16 protein-coding genes are annotated in these 16,609 nt (G+C 60.3%); 9 read left to right on the forward strand and 7 right to left on the reverse strand.

Going from position 1 to position 16,609, the window contains the following annotated elements:
- The first annotated feature begins 91 nt into the window (after positions 1–91).
- From ACZ89R_RS21510 to ACZ89R_RS21530, 5 genes are all read left to right on the forward strand, one after another.
- Positions 92–394 carry a MazG-like family protein gene (locus ACZ89R_RS21510; protein ID WP_095634107.1) on the forward strand — a complete coding sequence of 101 codons (303 nt, stop codon included), beginning with the start codon at positions 92–94 and terminating at the stop codon, positions 392–394.
- On the forward strand, positions 394–1,143 hold the full coding sequence (locus tag ACZ89R_RS21515; protein WP_030128232.1) for a methyltransferase domain-containing protein: 750 nt from the start codon (positions 394–396) through the stop codon (positions 1,141–1,143). Before ACZ89R_RS21510 ends, ACZ89R_RS21515 begins: the two co-directional genes overlap by 1 nt.
- A 12-nt stretch (positions 1,144–1,155) precedes the next feature.
- Positions 1,156–1,773, forward strand: coding sequence for a DUF4136 domain-containing protein (locus ACZ89R_RS21520; protein ID WP_429544650.1), 618 nt, complete (start codon positions 1,156–1,158; stop codon positions 1,771–1,773).
- Positions 1,774–1,826: 53 nt separating this feature from the next.
- Positions 1,827–2,384 (forward strand): DUF4136 domain-containing protein, encoded by a 558-nt coding sequence (locus ACZ89R_RS21525; RefSeq protein ID WP_429544649.1) that lies wholly within the window; start codon positions 1,827–1,829, stop codon positions 2,382–2,384.
- A 312-nt stretch (positions 2,385–2,696) separates the two neighbouring features.
- Positions 2,697–4,679 (forward strand): pilus assembly protein TadG-related protein, encoded by a 1,983-nt coding sequence (locus ACZ89R_RS21530; RefSeq protein WP_429544648.1) that lies wholly within the window; start codon positions 2,697–2,699, stop codon positions 4,677–4,679.
- Here the strand turns inward: ACZ89R_RS21530 and ACZ89R_RS21535 are convergent.
- Both ACZ89R_RS21535 and ACZ89R_RS21540 read right to left on the reverse strand, forming a co-directional pair.
- A complete protein-coding gene (locus ACZ89R_RS21535; protein ID WP_429544647.1) occupies positions 4,649–7,417 on the reverse strand; it encodes an ATP-binding protein in 2,769 nt (922 codons plus the stop codon). The two genes, ACZ89R_RS21530 and ACZ89R_RS21535, sit on opposite strands and share 31 nt — an antisense overlap.
- On the reverse strand, positions 7,414–7,854 hold the full coding sequence (locus tag ACZ89R_RS21540; RefSeq protein ID WP_007907464.1) for a TadE/TadG family type IV pilus assembly protein: 441 nt from the start codon (positions 7,852–7,854) through the stop codon (positions 7,414–7,416). The genes ACZ89R_RS21535 and ACZ89R_RS21540 overlap by 4 nt, the downstream gene beginning before the upstream one ends.
- Positions 7,855–7,929: 75 nt before the next feature.
- Here ACZ89R_RS21540 and ACZ89R_RS21545 point away from each other — a divergent pair, with 75 nt between their 5' ends.
- From ACZ89R_RS21545 to ACZ89R_RS21555, 3 genes are all read left to right on the forward strand, one after another.
- Complete coding sequence (locus ACZ89R_RS21545; RefSeq protein WP_429544646.1) at positions 7,930–8,400, forward strand: prepilin peptidase; 471 nt, start codon at positions 7,930–7,932, stop codon at positions 8,398–8,400.
- A gap of 113 nt (positions 8,401–8,513) precedes the next feature.
- A complete protein-coding gene (locus ACZ89R_RS21550; protein WP_429544645.1) occupies positions 8,514–9,302 on the forward strand; it encodes a response regulator transcription factor in 789 nt (262 codons plus the stop codon).
- 945 nt (positions 9,303–10,247) lie between these two features.
- Positions 10,248–10,625: a DUF6124 family protein gene (locus tag ACZ89R_RS21555; RefSeq protein ID WP_429544644.1), complete on the forward strand. Its 378-nt coding sequence runs from the start codon at positions 10,248–10,250 to the stop codon at positions 10,623–10,625.
- A 160-nt stretch (positions 10,626–10,785) separates the two neighbouring features.
- On the opposite strand, the gene ACZ89R_RS21560 is transcribed toward ACZ89R_RS21555, so the two are convergent.
- From ACZ89R_RS21560 to cpaB, 5 genes are all read right to left on the reverse strand, one after another.
- Complete coding sequence (locus tag ACZ89R_RS21560) at positions 10,786–11,676, reverse strand: type II secretion system F family protein (protein ID WP_429544643.1); 891 nt, start codon at positions 11,674–11,676, stop codon at positions 10,786–10,788.
- Entirely contained in the window at positions 11,673–12,557 is an 885-nt protein-coding gene (locus tag ACZ89R_RS21565; protein WP_429544642.1) for a type II secretion system F family protein, read from the reverse strand. Before ACZ89R_RS21565 ends, ACZ89R_RS21560 begins: the two co-directional genes overlap by 4 nt.
- An 11-nt stretch (positions 12,558–12,568) precedes the next feature.
- On the reverse strand, positions 12,569–13,849 hold the full coding sequence (locus ACZ89R_RS21570; RefSeq protein ID WP_429544641.1) for a TadA family conjugal transfer-associated ATPase: 1,281 nt from the start codon (positions 13,847–13,849) through the stop codon (positions 12,569–12,571).
- Positions 13,846–15,051, reverse strand: a complete 1,206-nt coding sequence (locus ACZ89R_RS21575) for a CpaE/TadZ family protein (RefSeq protein ID WP_123500938.1) — start codon at positions 15,049–15,051, stop codon at positions 13,846–13,848. Before ACZ89R_RS21575 ends, ACZ89R_RS21570 begins: the two co-directional genes overlap by 4 nt.
- An 89-nt stretch (positions 15,052–15,140) precedes the next feature.
- Positions 15,141–16,070: a Flp pilus assembly protein CpaB gene (gene cpaB, locus ACZ89R_RS21580; RefSeq protein WP_429544640.1), complete on the reverse strand. Its 930-nt coding sequence runs from the start codon at positions 16,068–16,070 to the stop codon at positions 15,141–15,143.
- Between the two features lie 326 nt (positions 16,071–16,396).
- Here cpaB and ACZ89R_RS21585 point away from each other — a divergent pair, with 326 nt between their 5' ends.
- Positions 16,397–16,606 (forward strand): Flp family type IVb pilin, encoded by a 210-nt coding sequence (locus ACZ89R_RS21585; RefSeq protein WP_123500942.1) that lies wholly within the window; start codon positions 16,397–16,399, stop codon positions 16,604–16,606.
- The last annotated feature ends 3 nt before the right edge of the window (positions 16,607–16,609 follow it).

A 16,609-nucleotide genomic window follows, 5' to 3' on the forward strand; every position in this document is an offset into this window, starting at 1 on the left:
TTTGGAGTATGGCGCAAAGTGCGCGAGGATAGCGTTGTCACTTGCCTTCACCTGCCATCCCCTTGAAGCTATACGCCTTCAGGAGAGCCCGATGAACCTTGTTGAACTGACCGAACGCCTGCACGCCATTCGCGACCGCAATGACTGGCGGCAATTTCACAGCCCGAAAAACCTGGCCATGGCCGCGAGCGTGGAAATGTCCGAGCTGGTGGAGATTTTCCAGTGGCTGACCGAAGACCAGTCACGCCAGTTGCCGGCGGACAAGCTCGCCCATGTCGGGCAGGAAGTCGGCGACATCGTGTTGTATCTACTGCTGCTGTGCAGCGAGTTGGGGTTGGACATGAATGAAGTGGTGCGCAGCAAGCTTGCGGACAGCGAACGGCGGTTCAGCTGATGAGCGACCGTCATTTCGATCAACTGGCGACCCGTTTCGCCGAAAAAATCTACGGTGGCGCCAAAGGTGCGATCCGGCTCGCGGTGCTGCAGGCCGACCTGGCCGAAACCCTGCCGGACCGACCGTTGCGCGTACTGGACATCGGCGCCGGCCTGGGCCACATGTCGTTGTGGCTGGCCGAGCGCGGTCATCAGGTGACCCTCGCCGAGCCCGCCGAACCGATGCTTGAAGGCGCCCGCCAGCGCTTCGCCGAAGCCGGGCAGACGGCGACGTTCATCCAGGCGCCGTGGCAGGATCTGCTCGGTCAGCTCACTGAACCTTACGACCTTGTGCTGTGCCACGCCGTGCTGGAATGGCTGGCTGAACCCCATGCGATTTTGCCGGTGCTGCATCAGTTGACGAAGCCGGACGGCTGGTTGTCCCTGGCGTTCTACAACCGCGATGCGTTGATCTACCGCAACCTGCTCAAGGGGCATTTCCGCAAGATGCGCAAGAACGATATGGCCGGCGAAAAGCAGAGCCTGACGCCGCAGCAGCCACTGGATCCACGGGAACTGGCGGCGCAACTTGAGAGCATGTGGCAGGTCGAAACCCAGAGTGGGGTGCGGGTTTTTTATGACTACATGCCAGTGGAATTCCAGGCCCGCGTCGAACTGCCGGACTTGCTGGAAATGGAACTGGCCCACCGCCGTCACCCAAGTTTCGCCGGGCTTGGGCGCTACCTGCACTGGATCTGTCGGCCGATCTGAGCGGAGCGCGAAATGAAAAGTCGTTCAGGGTTACTGGTGATCTGTCTCGGGTTGGCGGCTTGTCAGGGCAGCAACCCTTATGTCGCGACCTCCAATCCCCTGCCACCGGCACCGCCTCAGGCTGCCACCACCTTCGACCGCAGCGCCTACCCGGCACCGCCACGCGATTACGGCCGCTATCGCAGCTGGGCCTGGCTCAACGGACGCCTGCCACCGGGCACGGCTTGGGCCGACTCGGCGCAGGTGGCTGAAGCGGTCAGTAATGCCCTCGATCAACGCGGCTTGCGCCCACTGCACGACAACCGTCCGGCGGACCTGTGGGTCAGCGCTGATTTGCATCTGGAAACCCGCTTGCGTCAGGTGCAGGACGACTATGGTTACGGCGGGGGGTATTACGGCGGCGGTTACAACCGCTACGGCAGCGGTTACGGCATGTACAACACGGTGCCGGTCATTCGCACTTATCAGGTACAAGTCGTGGTGGTGCGCGTCGATCTGTTCGACGCGAGCACTGGCCAGCCGGTATGGAGTGCCAGTGCCGAAACCAGCAGCCAGGGCAGCCAGAGCGAGCGTGCCGATGCCATACGCGAAGCTGTCGAAAAGGCCATGTCGGCGTATCCTCCTAGTTAGCTTCCCGTACAGGAAGCCTTCCGCAGGTGCATGTCTTCTATCGGAGAAAAATCATGTTCCGCCGTCTCCCTTTACTGACCATGGCCGCGCTGCTCACTGCCTGCGCCGCCAACCAGGTCAATCATGACTTCGATGCCAGCCGCGACTTTGCCGCCTATCGTAGCTGGAGCTGGAAAGAGCCCGCCGTGCAATACCGTCCCGATGACCCACGGATCAAGAGTGACCTGACCGAACAACGCATCCGCCAGTCCGTTGCCGATCAGCTGGATCAGCGCGGCTTGCGTCCGGCCGCCGCCGGCGCCAGTCCGGATCTGAGGGTGCAGGCGTACCTGATCGTCGAAGATCGTCAGCAGCAGGTGACCACTCACTATGGCGGTGGTTATGGTGGCCCATGGTACGGCTACTGGGGCGGGCCGATGTACAACGAAACGCGCAACATCAGCTACAAGGTGGCGACCATTCAGGTCGACCTGCTCGATGGCAAGGACGGCAAACTGGTGTGGCGCGGCAGCGACGAGCAGACGCTTAGTCGCACACCGAACCCGCAGGATCGTAGCAATAAAATCCACGAGACGGTCGGGCGGATATTGGCTAACTATCCTCCGCGCTGAACCGACACCACAGATCCGTTGTGGCAGCGGACCTGTGGCGAGCGAGCTTGCTCGCGTTGGGCTGCGTAGCAGCCCCAAAAATCTGACAACCACTGCCGATTTTTGTGAGTACTACGCACTCAAGCGGGAGCAAGCTCCCTCGCCACAGGTTTCTCTGATTCAAGGCTATCTTTTGTGAACAGTATTGCCATCCCACATTGGGTTTTTGTTGTCTTGGATGGCGAGTTGCCAGCAATCTGGCCAGCCCTTGTCTACACTGCTTCTCACCAATGGAGGTAACCCTCGCCAGTGCGCCGGCAAAGGAGTGCGCCCATGTCTCCCTGCTTGCAGTTTCGTAGCCCGGCCCGGCAACGGGGAGCGATTGGTTTGATGGCGGTGCTGACCTTGGGCATGGCCTTGGTGTTTCTGCTGATCTTGGTCGACAGCGGCCGCCTGTACCTGGAAAAACGCAGCTTGCAACGGGTGGCGGATATGGCCGCGCTGGAGGCTGCCACGCGTAACGGTGATTGCGCCGTGGGTGCCACCGCTACCGCCTATGCCACCGCCAGTGCAAACCGCAACGACTTCTCCCTTCCTGACTCCACCCGCAGCTTGGCGGTAGCCTGTGGCACCTTGAGTCTGGACGCCAATAATCTTCGGGTTTTTACGGCTGATCCGAGCAGCAACGAAGCCATTCGGGTGACCGTCAGCCATTCGATCCTGCAGAGTTTTGCCGGTGGTATTGGTGCCGTGTTCGGCGGTCCTCCAGCCGGTGCGACCCTCAATCTGACCGCGACCGCCGTCGCAGCGTTGCCACCTCCGCTGGCATCGCTGACCATTCGCAGTACGGTGCTGACTATCGATACCAGCAAGTCGGCCACCCTTAATGCGCTGTTCGGTGGTTTGTTGGGCGGCAGTCTGAACCTCTCCGTGGCGGGTTGGGAGGGGTTGCTGAACAGCAATATCAGCCTGCTCGGTTACCTCGATCGACTGAAGGTCGACCTCGGCGTCAACGCCGCCGGGTATAGCCAGGTATTGGGCACTTCGGTGGCCGTCAGCCAGTTGATCCAGACTGCCGTCAACGTGCTGGACCCCGGCGGCACTCTCGGCGCGACGGCGACCATCGTCGGTCTGCAAGCACTCAAGGTTGCCGCAGGCTCCACGACCGTGGTGCTGGGCAATTTGTTGCACGTCGAGAATGGCAGCAACATGTCGGCGTTCGCGACTAACGTGAGCGTGTTCAACCTGATCGAAGGCATCGTGCAACTGGCCAACAAGAAAAACGGTCTGGTGGCGACGCTACCGATCAATCTGGCGGGGCTGGCGCAAATCACGGCCCGGGTGCAGGTCCTGGAGCCGCCGCAACTCTCGGCAATCGGCAACCCGAAAAACGCGGCGCTGGATCCACTGGGACCCAATCGGATCTACGTGAGAACCGCGCAGGTTCGCACATTGCTGTCGATCGACTTGCCGGCACTCGACGCCATCGTGGCGCTGGTCAATGCGGTAGCCGATCTGGCAGGACCGCTGACCAACACCCTCAACGCCTTACTCAATCTCAACCTGGTGGCGGTGCTCAATTCACTGACGTGTGCCTTGGGCGTACCCTGCCAGACACCCGATATCATCGTGTTGCCGGGGCCCATACGGCTCGATGTGGCGCTGGACGTCGCCAGTGCCAGCAGTTACGTCACAGCCTACAGCTGCGTCAGTAACACCAACAAAACCCTGACCACCAACACCAGTACGTCGCTGGTGAACCTGAAAATCGGCCGGATCGATGCGGCCAGCATGTTCGGCAGCAACACCACACCGCCGACGGTCACGGTGCAGCCGTTGAAGGTGATCGATATCGGGATCAAAACCTGTCACCGGATTCTGTTTTTGCCCATTACCTGCGATCCGCGTGTGCCCGGCGTCGGTGGCGGCATCGATATCGTGGCCGACACCAGCGTGGCGGCGAACGCCAACATTTCCCACGTGTACTCCGCACCACCCGCCACCAGCCTGCCGGAAATCAATCAGCCACCATTCTACTACTCGTTCACCACCAGCAGCATCGTCAGCAGTCTGCTCAATACCCCGCTTAATATTCACGTGGACATGTATGGCCCGTCGGGCAGTCTCGTCAGCGGTCTGGGGACGATCCTGAGCAGCGTCACTACCTTGCTGGTCAGCGCGATCAACAGCGTGCTCAGCCCGTTGCTCGACAGCTTGATCAACACCTTGCTGTTAAGCCTGGGGATCGATTTGAACAAGGTCGACGTCGGCGCCAACCTCAGCTGTCACTCGGGGCGCGCGACGCTGGTGATCTGATCGTCTGTGGCAATCGGCAACTCGATACAAAACCGCGCGCCCTCGGTCGAGTTTCTTACACTCAACTTACCGCCCATGTTTTCGACGATGCCGTAACTCACCGACAACCCGAGCCCGGTGCCGATGCCCACCGGTTTGGTGGTGAAAAACGGTTCGAAAATCCGCTCCAGCAGCCGTGGATCGATACCGCCGCCGTTATCCTCGACCCACAGTCGCACCGAGTATTCATCACGTTCGGCGTACACCGAGATCCACGGTTTGAACTCCCGGTCGGCCTCGCGCTTGCTCAGCAGCGCATCCCTTGCATTGACCATCAGATTGATCAACACCTGTTCCAGCTGATCGACGTAACCACGCACCTGCACCTCGAATCCGGTCTGGCTCACCCGCAGCTCGACCCCTTTGCCGCGCATGCCTTCGGACAGCAGTGACAGCGTGCCCTCGATGGCTTGAGCCGGATTGAACGGGTGTTGCTCGATCTCCGAGCGCCGACCGAATACCCGCATGTGATCCACTACTCGCGCGGCGCGCTGGACTTGTGCGTCGATGCGGTTGAGCTTGTCTGTCAGGTAATCGATTTGCGCGTCACCATTGCTCAGGCGCTTGAGCACATTGACGATGGCCATGCGCATCACGTTCAGCGGCTGATTGATTTCATGGGCCAGCCCAGTGGCCATTTCGCCGAGGGTGGCCATTTTCGCGCTCTGGGTGAGCTGTTGCTGGGCGCGCCGGACTTCGGTGTTGTCACGGCCCACGGCTTGAATCTCCAGCAAGCGACCCTGCTCGTCGAACACCCCGCGATCCGACCAGACCCACCACGCATGTTCTCGTCCCGGCAGTTGCAGGTTGATTTCCGCGGTACTGACCGGGAACTCCGGGCTCAGTCGACTGAGCCGCTGGAGGAACGCTTCGCGCTGTTCCGGCGACATCCAACTGCCCAGATTCACTCCCGGCAGCTTCTCGGGCTGGCATTCCAGATAGGTCGCCAGCGGGCGGTTGCCGAAGGTCAGCGTCAGGTCTGGAAGGTAACGGCAGATCATCGCCGGGGAATCTTCCACCAGGATCCGATAGCGCTCTTCACTCTGTTTTACTTGCTCGGCGGCCAGGGTCGCTTCGGTGACATCCAGCCACAGCCCCACAGCTTCCACCGGCAGCCCGAGGTCATCGCGCAGCAGTTTGGCTTCGTCCAGCAGCCAGTGATAATCGCCGCGACTGTCGCGCAGCCGATAACGGGCTCGCACCGAACCTTCGCGCAGCAGTTGCCGGGTGCGCTCGAAATAGCCGTCGCGGTCCTCGGGATGGACCCGTTCCACCAGCGCGCCGGCGGCACAATCGGCGAGCGACCAACCGAGTAGCGGCAACAGGCTGTCGCTGAAAAATGTCGGTTGCAGCGCACCTTCGACATAGCGCTGTACGTAGATCACCGCCGGCGAACTGGCGATCAGGTTGTCCAGCCGGGCATGGGCGGCAGCGGCGTTCTGCTCCTGATTTTTGATGTCGCTGATGTCGAGCATGAAACCCACCAGCCGCCGGTTTCGGCCGATGCCCAGGGCCTGGCCCTGCAGTCGATACCAGATCGGCGTTTGTGCCGCGTCGGGGCGATGCAGGCGCACGCACAGCAGCAACGGCGCGCCTTCGTCCTGCAAGGTTTGCAGGCGAATCGTCAGCTCTTCACGGTCGGCGGGGTGGATCTGTTCGAGCCAGTCGTGCAGCGGCAAACGCGTGCTCGCAAGGTTCAACGTACCGGCCAGCGATGGCGCCAATTGCACCTCGGCGTTGTCACTGAAGACCTCCCACCAGCCGGTGCCGAGCAAGGCTTGCAGAGACTCCAGCCGCTCCAGTTGCAGATGGTGCTGATGCTCGTGCAAGCGCTCAAGCAGCGGGCCGGCCAGGGCGGCGGTGAGTTGCAACCAGTCGCGCTCGCTCAGATCCGGGGCACGCTGTTGCACCGGGTAGAAACCACAGAGCAGCCAGGCCACCACGCCCTGGGCATTGTGGTAAGGCACCGCGAACCCTTCGGCATTGCCGAAGATGCCTTGCAGGCGCGGGTGTTCGCTGGGAATCAGTTGCTGAGGGGCGGAGCCATTCAAACTGTCGAGACCGGTGCCCAGGCGTTGGTCGATTTCCCACAATAGGGGGGCATCGAAGGCTGCGTAATGCTGGTGAATCAGCCAACCCTCGGCCTGTTCATCGAGCAAAGCCATGGCGATGCAGGGGATCTGAAAGCGCTGGGCCAGACCTTGCAGTTGCTCCGCCAGCACCTCGGGCAAGCGCGTCAGGCTGCACAGGCGCAACTGTTCACTGACCTGCGCCGCGAGCAACTGGCATTGTTCACGGCTGCGCGCTTGTCGACGTTCGAGCAGCAGGTCGCCGATGTCGATCAACTGCAACAGCCAGTTTTCGCCCAACGGCTGCACCCAGCCACGCAGATGCAGCGGTTGTTCGCCGAGGCTGAAGAAATCCAGGTCCAGGCTTTGTCCCTGCCACTCGGCAGGCGCGCCTTCGACCGACAGGCCGCTATGGGGCATGAGGTAATCGAGCAGATGCGGTGTCTGCGCGCCGGGCATTTGTTGCGCCAGCAGATGCCGCAGCGGGCCGGTCAGCTGAATCACTCGGCCTTCGTCATCCAGATGCAGCTGCAAACCGACACGTTGCACGCTCGGAGGGTCAGCACTGGTCGAGGGCTGCTGCGGTTGGCGATTGAGCAGGCGCCCGAAGAGTTTGTCCCCGGAACTCAAAATTGCAGGCTCGAGCGGGCGGTAAGGGTCGCCGGCAGATTGGGCACCGAGCCGATCCCCGGCAGCACCAGGAACGGCAGGACCTGATTCAGTTTACTGGTGGGGTAATTGATGGTGACCGTCAGCACGCCACCGATGTAGGTGGCACTGGCGTCGGTGGCCACATTGAAGTTCAGCGCGGCGGGAATCCAGGCCAGTTGCCGGGTCAGTTCGGTGGTCGCTATGTTTCTAACGGCGGTGTCGTAATTGGCGGTGCTCGGGTCCAGCGCCACACTGCGGCGCACCGCTTCGGCCGTCGATTGATTGAACGATTGCATCAGCAACAGCGGCAGGCTGTAACTCACCAGCCCATAAAACACGGCGAAAAAGATGATGAAAACCAAAGCGAACTCAATCGCCACGGCACCTTTTTGTTTGCGGGGGAGGCCTGTTTTCATGAGTGCGTCTACCCTGACCATCACGACGTAGTATCAGCATAGAATCATTCAGCCAAAACGGACGTTTTTTACCGGATGCAGAACTTTGTCCTACTTATCTGGCTGACGCTTTGCGCAGCACAGGATGTCCGAGAGCGGCACATCGCCAATGGCCTGACCCTTGGCGCAGGTGGTTTGGCGCTGACGTATCTGTTGTGGACGGGCACCACGTGGCTGGGGGCCGAGGCGGTGCAGGGCGGCTGGGCTTTGTTGTTGGCACTGGCCTTCACCTTGCCCGGTTATGCATTGAAACGCCTGGGGGCGGGCGACGTGAAACTGATGGCGGCGCTGGGGCTTGCGACGGACGGTATGCATTTGCTCGGCGGCTTCATCGGCGCCGGATTGGCCAGTGCATTCTGGCTACTGTTGGCGCCAAGACTCTGGCTGTATATGGGGCAGGGGCTTAGGGAACGTCTTCGTTACCTGGGACCAGGAACGTCAAGAAAACAGCCCTTTGCGCCGTTCGTATTGGTGGGCATGTTGCTCACTCTGGTCTGGATGCATTAGTCGCCGGGCAATACTCGTTCTATGTACATAGTTGGAAAGTGCGTCTACTTTCAAAACAGTGTTTGTACAGCCTGTGGAAGTGGGTACAGGAACGGTCAAGCCTGGAGTGACACGTGAACAAGCTTACCTCGGCAATAAAAGTCCTTGTGGTCGATGACGAACCATTGATTGTCGAAGAACTGTGCGAGTTCATCGAGCGCAATGGTTATCGCTGTGTTCCTTGCCAGTCCGGCAAGCAGGCGATCGAGCGTTTCACTGAACTCGAGAATATTGGCCTGGTGCTCTGCGACTTGCAGATGCCTGACATGGATGGCATTCAGCTCGTCCAGGCACTGCAACAGTTGTCCGGCAAGCACCGGGCGTTCGAGGCGATCATGCTCACCGGCCGCGCAGACAAGCAGGACGTGATCAAGGCCTTGCGCGCCGGGTTCGCCGACTACTATCAGAAACCGATTGATCTGGCTGAGTTGCTCGAAGGTTTGCAGCGCCAGGAAGTGGTGTTGCAGGAGCGGCAGAAAAACCTGCAGTTGGGGCATTTGAGTCAGAAGCTGCAATACCTTTGTGAGTCGATCGACGAGTTGTATCAGGATCTGGACAAGGTTCGTCGGGGGCCGTCTTCGGTGTCTTCGTCGGACTCGGCTGATGGTGCATTCAGTGAGGCGGAGCGGGTGGAGATGCCGGCGGTTTTCAATCAGCTGTCCCCACGGCAGCTGGAGGTGGCGCGGTTGGTGGGCAAGGGGCAGACCAATTATCAGATTGCCTGTGAGTTGGGGATTACCGAGAACACGGTGAAGCTTTATGTGTCGCAGGTGTTGCGGTTGACGCATATGCATAACCGCACGCAAGTGGCGTTGGCGTTGTCGCCTGGTAATGCTGGTGGGCGGCGGCTTACTGCGCACTAGTCGAGTACGCTGATCAACTGTGGGAGCGGGCTTGCTCGCGAAGGCGGCCTGATAGCCGACCTGTAGTTTGTTGACTGAGCACATATCCATTTCTGAGGTAACGGCGGCTTATGGTTTCGCCCTTACGGCGAGTCCCTTTTGGCAAACGCCCCAAAAGGAACCAAAAGGTCTCGCCCCAAGCGTACGGCCCCTCGCTAAGGCTCGGCGTTCCTTCGCTCCGGTATCCATCTGGGGGCATCGCCCTACGGTCTGCTTCGCTACGACCTACATGCGATGGGTTCGACTGCGTCGAACGGCGCTGCGCGCCAATCCCCAGATGAACACCGGAACGAGGCCTCCCGAAGGGGCGGGTGGATCAAAATCAAAAGCTGCAGGCGAGCTAACGCTCGGCCTGTTGAGTGGTGAGGGGCGGGTGCACGCCGCTCCACTGTGGGAGCGGGCTTGCCCGCGATGGCGGCCTGACAGTTGCCCAATTTATTACGGGTATACACAACCCCACGTAGGAGCTGCCGAAGGCTGCGATCTTTTGATCTTGGCGGCCTGACAGCCGATCAATCTCCCTCAGATGTACGCTGACCCACTGTGGGAGCGAGCCTGCTCGCGAAGGCGGCCTCACAGGCAACAATGTTTATCGATCAGTAAAAACATCAGAACCTTCCCACATGTTTTTCAGGTTGCCCGTCGGACGCTGCGTCTCTAGCCTTTGTCCGTCGCTGACAATTCAGCGACCGGGCGTCGCGGCTCGATTCTTGAGGCATAATCGCTCCACCAAACAACAGCACTTTTGGGTGTCTGTCGTTTCGTGTCATGGCGACTGTGCGCGGGATACCTTCGGGTATGCCGAGCAAGCCTCAGGGATCGGTCCGCGAACCCGCGTACAGCTGCCACCCCAAATTGCGTCGCGGCAATTTGGAAGTGGCTCCATTTAATCCCGGAGGTGTAATCATGTTCAAAGCAACCCCAAATCCCCCAGAAACCGACAACGTTTCCCCCTACGAATCCCTCGATTCAAAAAAATTCCACGACGCCGCTAACCGCGCACTCGATCACTACCTCAACCCCTCCGCCCTCAAATCCCCCGCGGCCCGCAAGCCGAGCACGATGTATAGGGTCGCGCCGGATATCAAAGACGAAGACCTGTTGGCCCACACCTGTGAATCGTTGGCCCAGGCCAGTGTGATGGCGGGTGATTTTGCGGGGTATCTGGAAGGGCCGCACCGGCACACGGCGATGGCGATTCAACAGATCGTCATGCTGGCAGAACTGGCGGTGAACCGGATGCTGGATAACGTGGGCGTACCAAAACCTGCGCCACACAGCTGATCCCCTGTAGACGCGAACTGTGGCGAGGGAGCTTGCTCCCGCTTGAGTGCGCAGCACTCACAAGATCTTTGGTATATCAGAGATTTTGGGGCCGCTACGCAGCCCAGCGCGAGCAAGCTCGCTCGCCACAGGTCGCTCCTACAAGATGGCCTTGTGCTTTTCAACGACCAAAAGCCCGGGCCAATGCGCTGAAGCTGGGACCGGCCAGTACGATCAGCAGCGCCGGGAACAGAAACAACATCATCACCACGGACATTTTCGCGGACATCTTGGAGATGTATTCCTGCAAGCGTGTCAGGCGCCGATCATCGAGCAGCAGTTTGAGCCCCAGCAGTGATTTCATGGCGCCGCCGCCCTGGTGGATCAATTGCTGAAGAATCACGCAGGTGTCGGTGAATTCGTCCACCGCCAGTAACTGGGTGGCCTTGTTCAGTTCTTCGCCCAGTTCCAGGCCGGAATCGACCCGGGTCAGTATCAGGCGCAGTTCGTGGGTCAGGGCCGGCAGTAATTGTTTGCCTTCGATGCTCAGTACTCGCAGCGACTGCTCCACCGCCATACCGGATTCGAACAGGATGCGCAGCAGTGGAATGAAGGTCGAAATCTCGATCGCCAGTTGTTTTTGCCGACGGTGTGCGGCAGCGGCCAGCAAGCGTTTGGGCAGCAAGTAACCAAGCGCGGTGGCGAAGGCCGGAGTGATCCAGTGGTTGTTCACCTGCGGGAAGAACACGCTCTGGATCAACAGACTCAGGATCAACGCAAGCACCGGTATGCCGATTTGGCAGGCGGCGAACAGCGAGCGTTGCCGGGCGCTGCGCCAGCCGAGGCGGTTGAGCAATATTTGGGTTTCGTTGTCCAGTTTGACCGAGCGCTGACCGATGCGGCTGTCACCCAGCACTTGCAACCAGTGACTGACGCGATGGTCGTTCAGCGGTTTGCCGTCCAGTCGTTGAGTCACTTGGCGAGCACGCCGATGTTGCTCCAGCAGCCCACTGAGCAGCAACAGCGTGGCCCCGAGAAACAACAGTGCGCTGATCAGCAGGGCTATTTTCATACGCTGCGCAACATGCGCCACAGCGCCAGGCAACCCACCACCTGCAAGCCAAACGCGGTCGCGAGCATCATTTGCCCCGAGCTGCTGTTCCACATGGCGAGCAGGTACTTCGGATTGGACAGCAAGAAGTAGCCGGCGAGCCCCACAGGCATCAGGGCCAGCACCATCGCTGTGATGCGGATTTCGCCCGTCATGGCGCGCAGTTGGCGCGCAGCCTGGTCGCGTTCACGGACCATTTTGATCAGGTTCTCAAACAGCTCACTGGCATTACCTCCGTAGCGGTGATTGACCTTCAGGCCCAGCGCAAACAAGCGAAACTCGTCTTTCTCGTACAGTTCGGCGAAGTCCGTGACAGCGTCAGGCAGGCTGACGCCCAGGTGCACATTGCGCTGAACCCGGCCCATGGCGTTCTTCAGTGGGTCTTCGGCGGCGTCGATGGCGACCAGCACCGCATCGGCCAGGGTGCGTCCGGACTTCAGACTTCGCACGGTGTGATCGAGCAACGGCGGCAGTTGTTCGATCATGCGCTTGAGCCGGCGCTGGTAGCACCAACTGATGTACAGCCGCAGAGCCAGAGGTGGCATCAGCAACAACGCCAGCAAACCGATCCAGCTGGCGAGGGCAAACCCCAGCAAAATGCCCACGGCCCAGAGCAACAGCCACAACCTCAGGCGCTCGGTGGGACGACCGAGGCCGGCGCGTAGAAAGGCCCGTTCCAGGCCGGCCCAGGATGATTTCGCCACCGCCAGTTGCGGTTGCCCCTGCATCAAGCGACCGAGGGTTCGATCGATGCCGGTCTGGCGCAGACCGTTGTAGAACAAACGGATCGACAGGCCCAGCAATGTCAGGCAAATCAGGATGAGCAGCGCCGGTTTGAGCATGCCGTGATCCTTTAGTGCGATAAGGGAGAAAGCGCCGATTCGCGACGCAGCTTTTCGCCGGCGGGGTTGACCGCCTCGCGCAGAAAACCGAAACCGGTGCGTCGGTCGAAGCGGAACAGCGTATTGGTCACATAGATGTCATCACGAATACCCACGACCTCCACCACTTCGCTGACGCAGCGGCGGCCATCGGGCAGGCGCGTCAGTTGGATCACCACGTCCAGCGCCGCACAGATCATTTGCCGCAGTGTGCGCTCAGCGATGGTGCGTCCGGTCAGGCCCACCAGGGTCTCCAGGCGCAACAGCGCATCCTGGGCATTGTTGGCGTGCACGGTGCTCATGGAACCGTCATGCCCGGTGTTCATCGCGGTGAGCACGTCGACCACTTCGACACCGCGAATCTCGCCGAGGATGATCCGGTCCGGGCGCATCCGCAGTGCGTTGCGAATCAGGTCGCTGGCCTTCACTTCGCCGTGGCCTTCGGCATTCGGCGGTCGGGTTTCCAGGCGTACCACATGAGGATGGCCCAGTTGCAGTTCGGCAACGTCTTCGATGGTGACCAGGCGTTCGTGGGGGGCGATCAACTGGCTGAGAATGTTCAGCAACGTGGTCTTGCCGGTGCCGGTACCGCCGCTGACAAGGATGTTGCAGCGCTTGCCCACGGCCTCCTGAATAAACTCAAAGATCGCCTGATCGATGGTTTGCATCGCCATCAGATCGGAGCTTTTGAGCATGTCCTTGCGGAATTTTCGAATCGACAGGCACGGGCCATCGAGGGCAATGGGCGGGATGATCGCATTGACCCGGCTGCCATCGGGCAAACGCGCATCCACCATCGGTGAAGACTCGTCGAGCCGTCGGCCCAGGGGCGCGAGAATCCGTTGCATCACCCGTTCGACGTGGTGGTCGTCGATGAATCGCAGGTCACTCAGGTGCAACACACCCTCGCGTTCGACGAACACCCGGTGCGGGCCGTTGACCAGAATTTCGGTCACCGTCGAATCACGCAGCAACACCTCCAGCGGACCGAAACCGGTGAGCTCGTCGACGAGTTCCTCGGCCAGTCGCTCCATCTCGTAACGGGAAATCGCCAGGTGCAGACGGGCGATGTACTCGGCAACTTTGTCGATGACGAACTTCGACAGCATTGGCCGCGAACCTTCCAGCAGGTTTTTTCCGGACTCTTCGATGGCGTCGATGATGTAGCGGTGCAGCACCAGTTTCAGGCCTTCGTGGTCGGTATTGCCGGCCGGCCCGTGGGAGGGGGCGCCGAAGAGTTTTTCGCCGCTCATGGCGCGCCCCTCAATCGGTCGAACCAGCCAGCCTTGGGTTTGTCCAGGTCTTCGGAGCGTTTGGCCAGGCGTTCACCGAGGGCGCGCAGGCTTTGGGTCAGGTTTTCGCGCGGGGCCAGCTCGAACAGGCTCACCCCCTGATTCTTGGCGTTGAGCCGTACTTCCGGGCTGTAGGCAAGGACCGCCATAACCTCCATGCCAAAGCTTTTGCTCAAGGTATCGGAGTCTGGCGCGACGTTGCGCAGATAGCGGTCCACCAGCAACCTGGCGTGGTCGAGCTTGAGGCCTTTTTCGCGCCAGCGGCCGAGCACCTCAAGGTTGCGTCGGCAGTCGAGCACATTCTGATCGGTGTACCACAGCAACTTGTCGCAATGGCTGACGAAGGTACGCAACGCTTCGCTGTCCGACTGGCCAGTGAGGTTCACCACGATGTGCTGGAAATGCTGACGCAAGGCGCTGAGCAGCATGTACAGCTCGGCGGCACTGGTCTGTTCCAGTGGTTCGTCGTTGCTGGCGTAGGCGAGAATCCGCAGCCCGGCGTCACACGTGGTGAAGGCACTGTCGATCAGCGTCGCGTCCAGGCGCCGCAGATGGCGCAACGCATCGCCAAAATGAAACGAGCTCTCCAGCCCCAGCAACGCAAGGCTGTCGCCACGCGGCAGGCCCAGATCCAGCAACAGCGTCTGCTGACCGCTCTTTTGCACCACGTGCGCCAGGTGGTTGGCGAGCAATGCTCCATCGGCATTGCTCTGCGCACCGTAAAGCACGGTCAGGCCACCCTGTTGACTCTGTTGCATATTCGGCGTCACGGTCGGCAGGCGTTTGCTCAGGCGTCGCACCAGCCCGGCAACTTCACTGGAACGCGAGCCGTAAGAGACGAAATCCCGCGCACCGGCGCGCATGGCATTGAGCACGAGTTGGTTGTCCATGCCGTCGCCCAAGGCAACGATTGCCAGCATCGGTTTGGCTTCCAGAGCACCCTCGATCAACGCGCTCTGGGCCACCACATGCTCCCGGTCCAGACCCACGAACACCAGGTTGGCGAAGGTCACGTCCACCAGCGTCAAGAGTTCATCGAGGTTGCCGCCACCGGCGCTGATCACCCGGCCCAAAGGGGCAAGCGCACCTTGCAGCCACTCGAAGTCGGTGCTGTTGCGCGTGATCGCGAGGAACGTCTGACTCAGGTTCTGGGGTTGGCTCATAGCGATAATCCGCCGCGTTTATCGAAGTGGCCGTTGTCGAGGAAGTACCGCGTGAAGCGTCTGCGCATGGAGAAGCGTCCTCGCTGGTTTCAGGGCGTTTGTTGGGTGACTTCATTGCCGCGGATGACCTCCACGCTCGACTTGCGCGGTGCTGCGCCGCCGGTGGCGGGTTTGGGTGTACCGTTCAAGGCCAGTTGACTGAATTGCACCAGTTCGCGATTGGCACTGGCCAGGCTCGCCTTTGAATCGCGGTTGCCGGCCCAGTATTGGTTCAGACGTTTTTCCTCGGCGCTGCGCACGGCCAGGCGCAAAACCCCGACCTGAGCCGCGAGCATCAGGCGACTCAACAGGGCTTCGGGGACGGCGAGCAAAACGGTGCGGGCGCTGGCGCGCTGCTGTTCCTGCTTGAGTCTTTCTTCGTTGCTGCGCGCCGGGTTGGCAGGCTGCCCATCGTTCATCAGTCCCAACTGGTCGCCGACACCCAGCACCCGCAACGCCGGGACCACGACCTGGGCCGATTGCTGGAGGTTGTTGGTGTCCATGCGCAAAAACAGCAGGACGTCGACATAGTCGCCGGGGCTCAGTTGACCACCGACATTGACCACGTCATCCGCCGCCACGGCGAGGGCACGCTCATCGGGGCGGATCATTCGCGCCAGCGCCCCGCCGGTTTCGAAACTTTCATCATTGAGCCAACTGCCGGCAGTGAGCGTGCGCCAAGGCATACGACCAATGGCTTGATCGAGACGGGACAGGCTGCCGGCCGGGGCGGTGCGGAGTTTCTCCAGCGTCACATCGGCGGCGCTGATTTGCTCGAACGGCGCGATGTCACGCAACAGCACAACCACTGGCTGGCGAGTAGGGTCGTCTGCCGGCGCCAATATCGGGGCCGATGACGTGCCGGATTGCGCGACGGATTCGGGTGCCGGTTGGCGACTCAACGCCAGCCCCCAATAACCGGCAATGATGGCGCCTACCAGAAACAGCCCGGCCAGGCCCATGGTGACGCGACTGTTCATGACGGCTCTCCCTTTCCTGCTGCGTAACGCCCCCAAGAGTTTATAAATGAGATGACTTCGCAATCAGGCAGCTATGAACATCGAACTATTTCGCTATTTGACGGTAGCGCAGGTAGAGCAAAAAGCCATTACAGGGCAGTAAATATCTGACAAAAGTAACGGGCTGAAGCCAAAAGCACTGTTTTATGACGTCAGTGAACCGGTTACTACTTAAGTATTAATAGGTTCTTACAGTTGTTGGTCTGGGGTTTGCCGACAATGCTGATGCTGGCATAGGGGAATCATGTTGCGGCCGTGCAACACCCTCCTGTCATAGGAGACACGTCATGTCCTTTACTAAAGTGGTTCAGAAGATCAAATCCGAAATCATTTTGTTCAAATACCTGGCCAAAGATACGGAAGGTGCCTCGGGTATCGAATACGCGATTATTGCGGGTATGGCAGCCGTTGCGTTGGCGGTGTTCATGACGCCGATCTCGGAGGCGGTAACCGACATGTTTACCGTGATCAAGGAAGCGCTGGTGCCTCCTGCTTGATGC

It is taken from the genome of Pseudomonas sp. TE3728, from assembly GCF_056279145.1.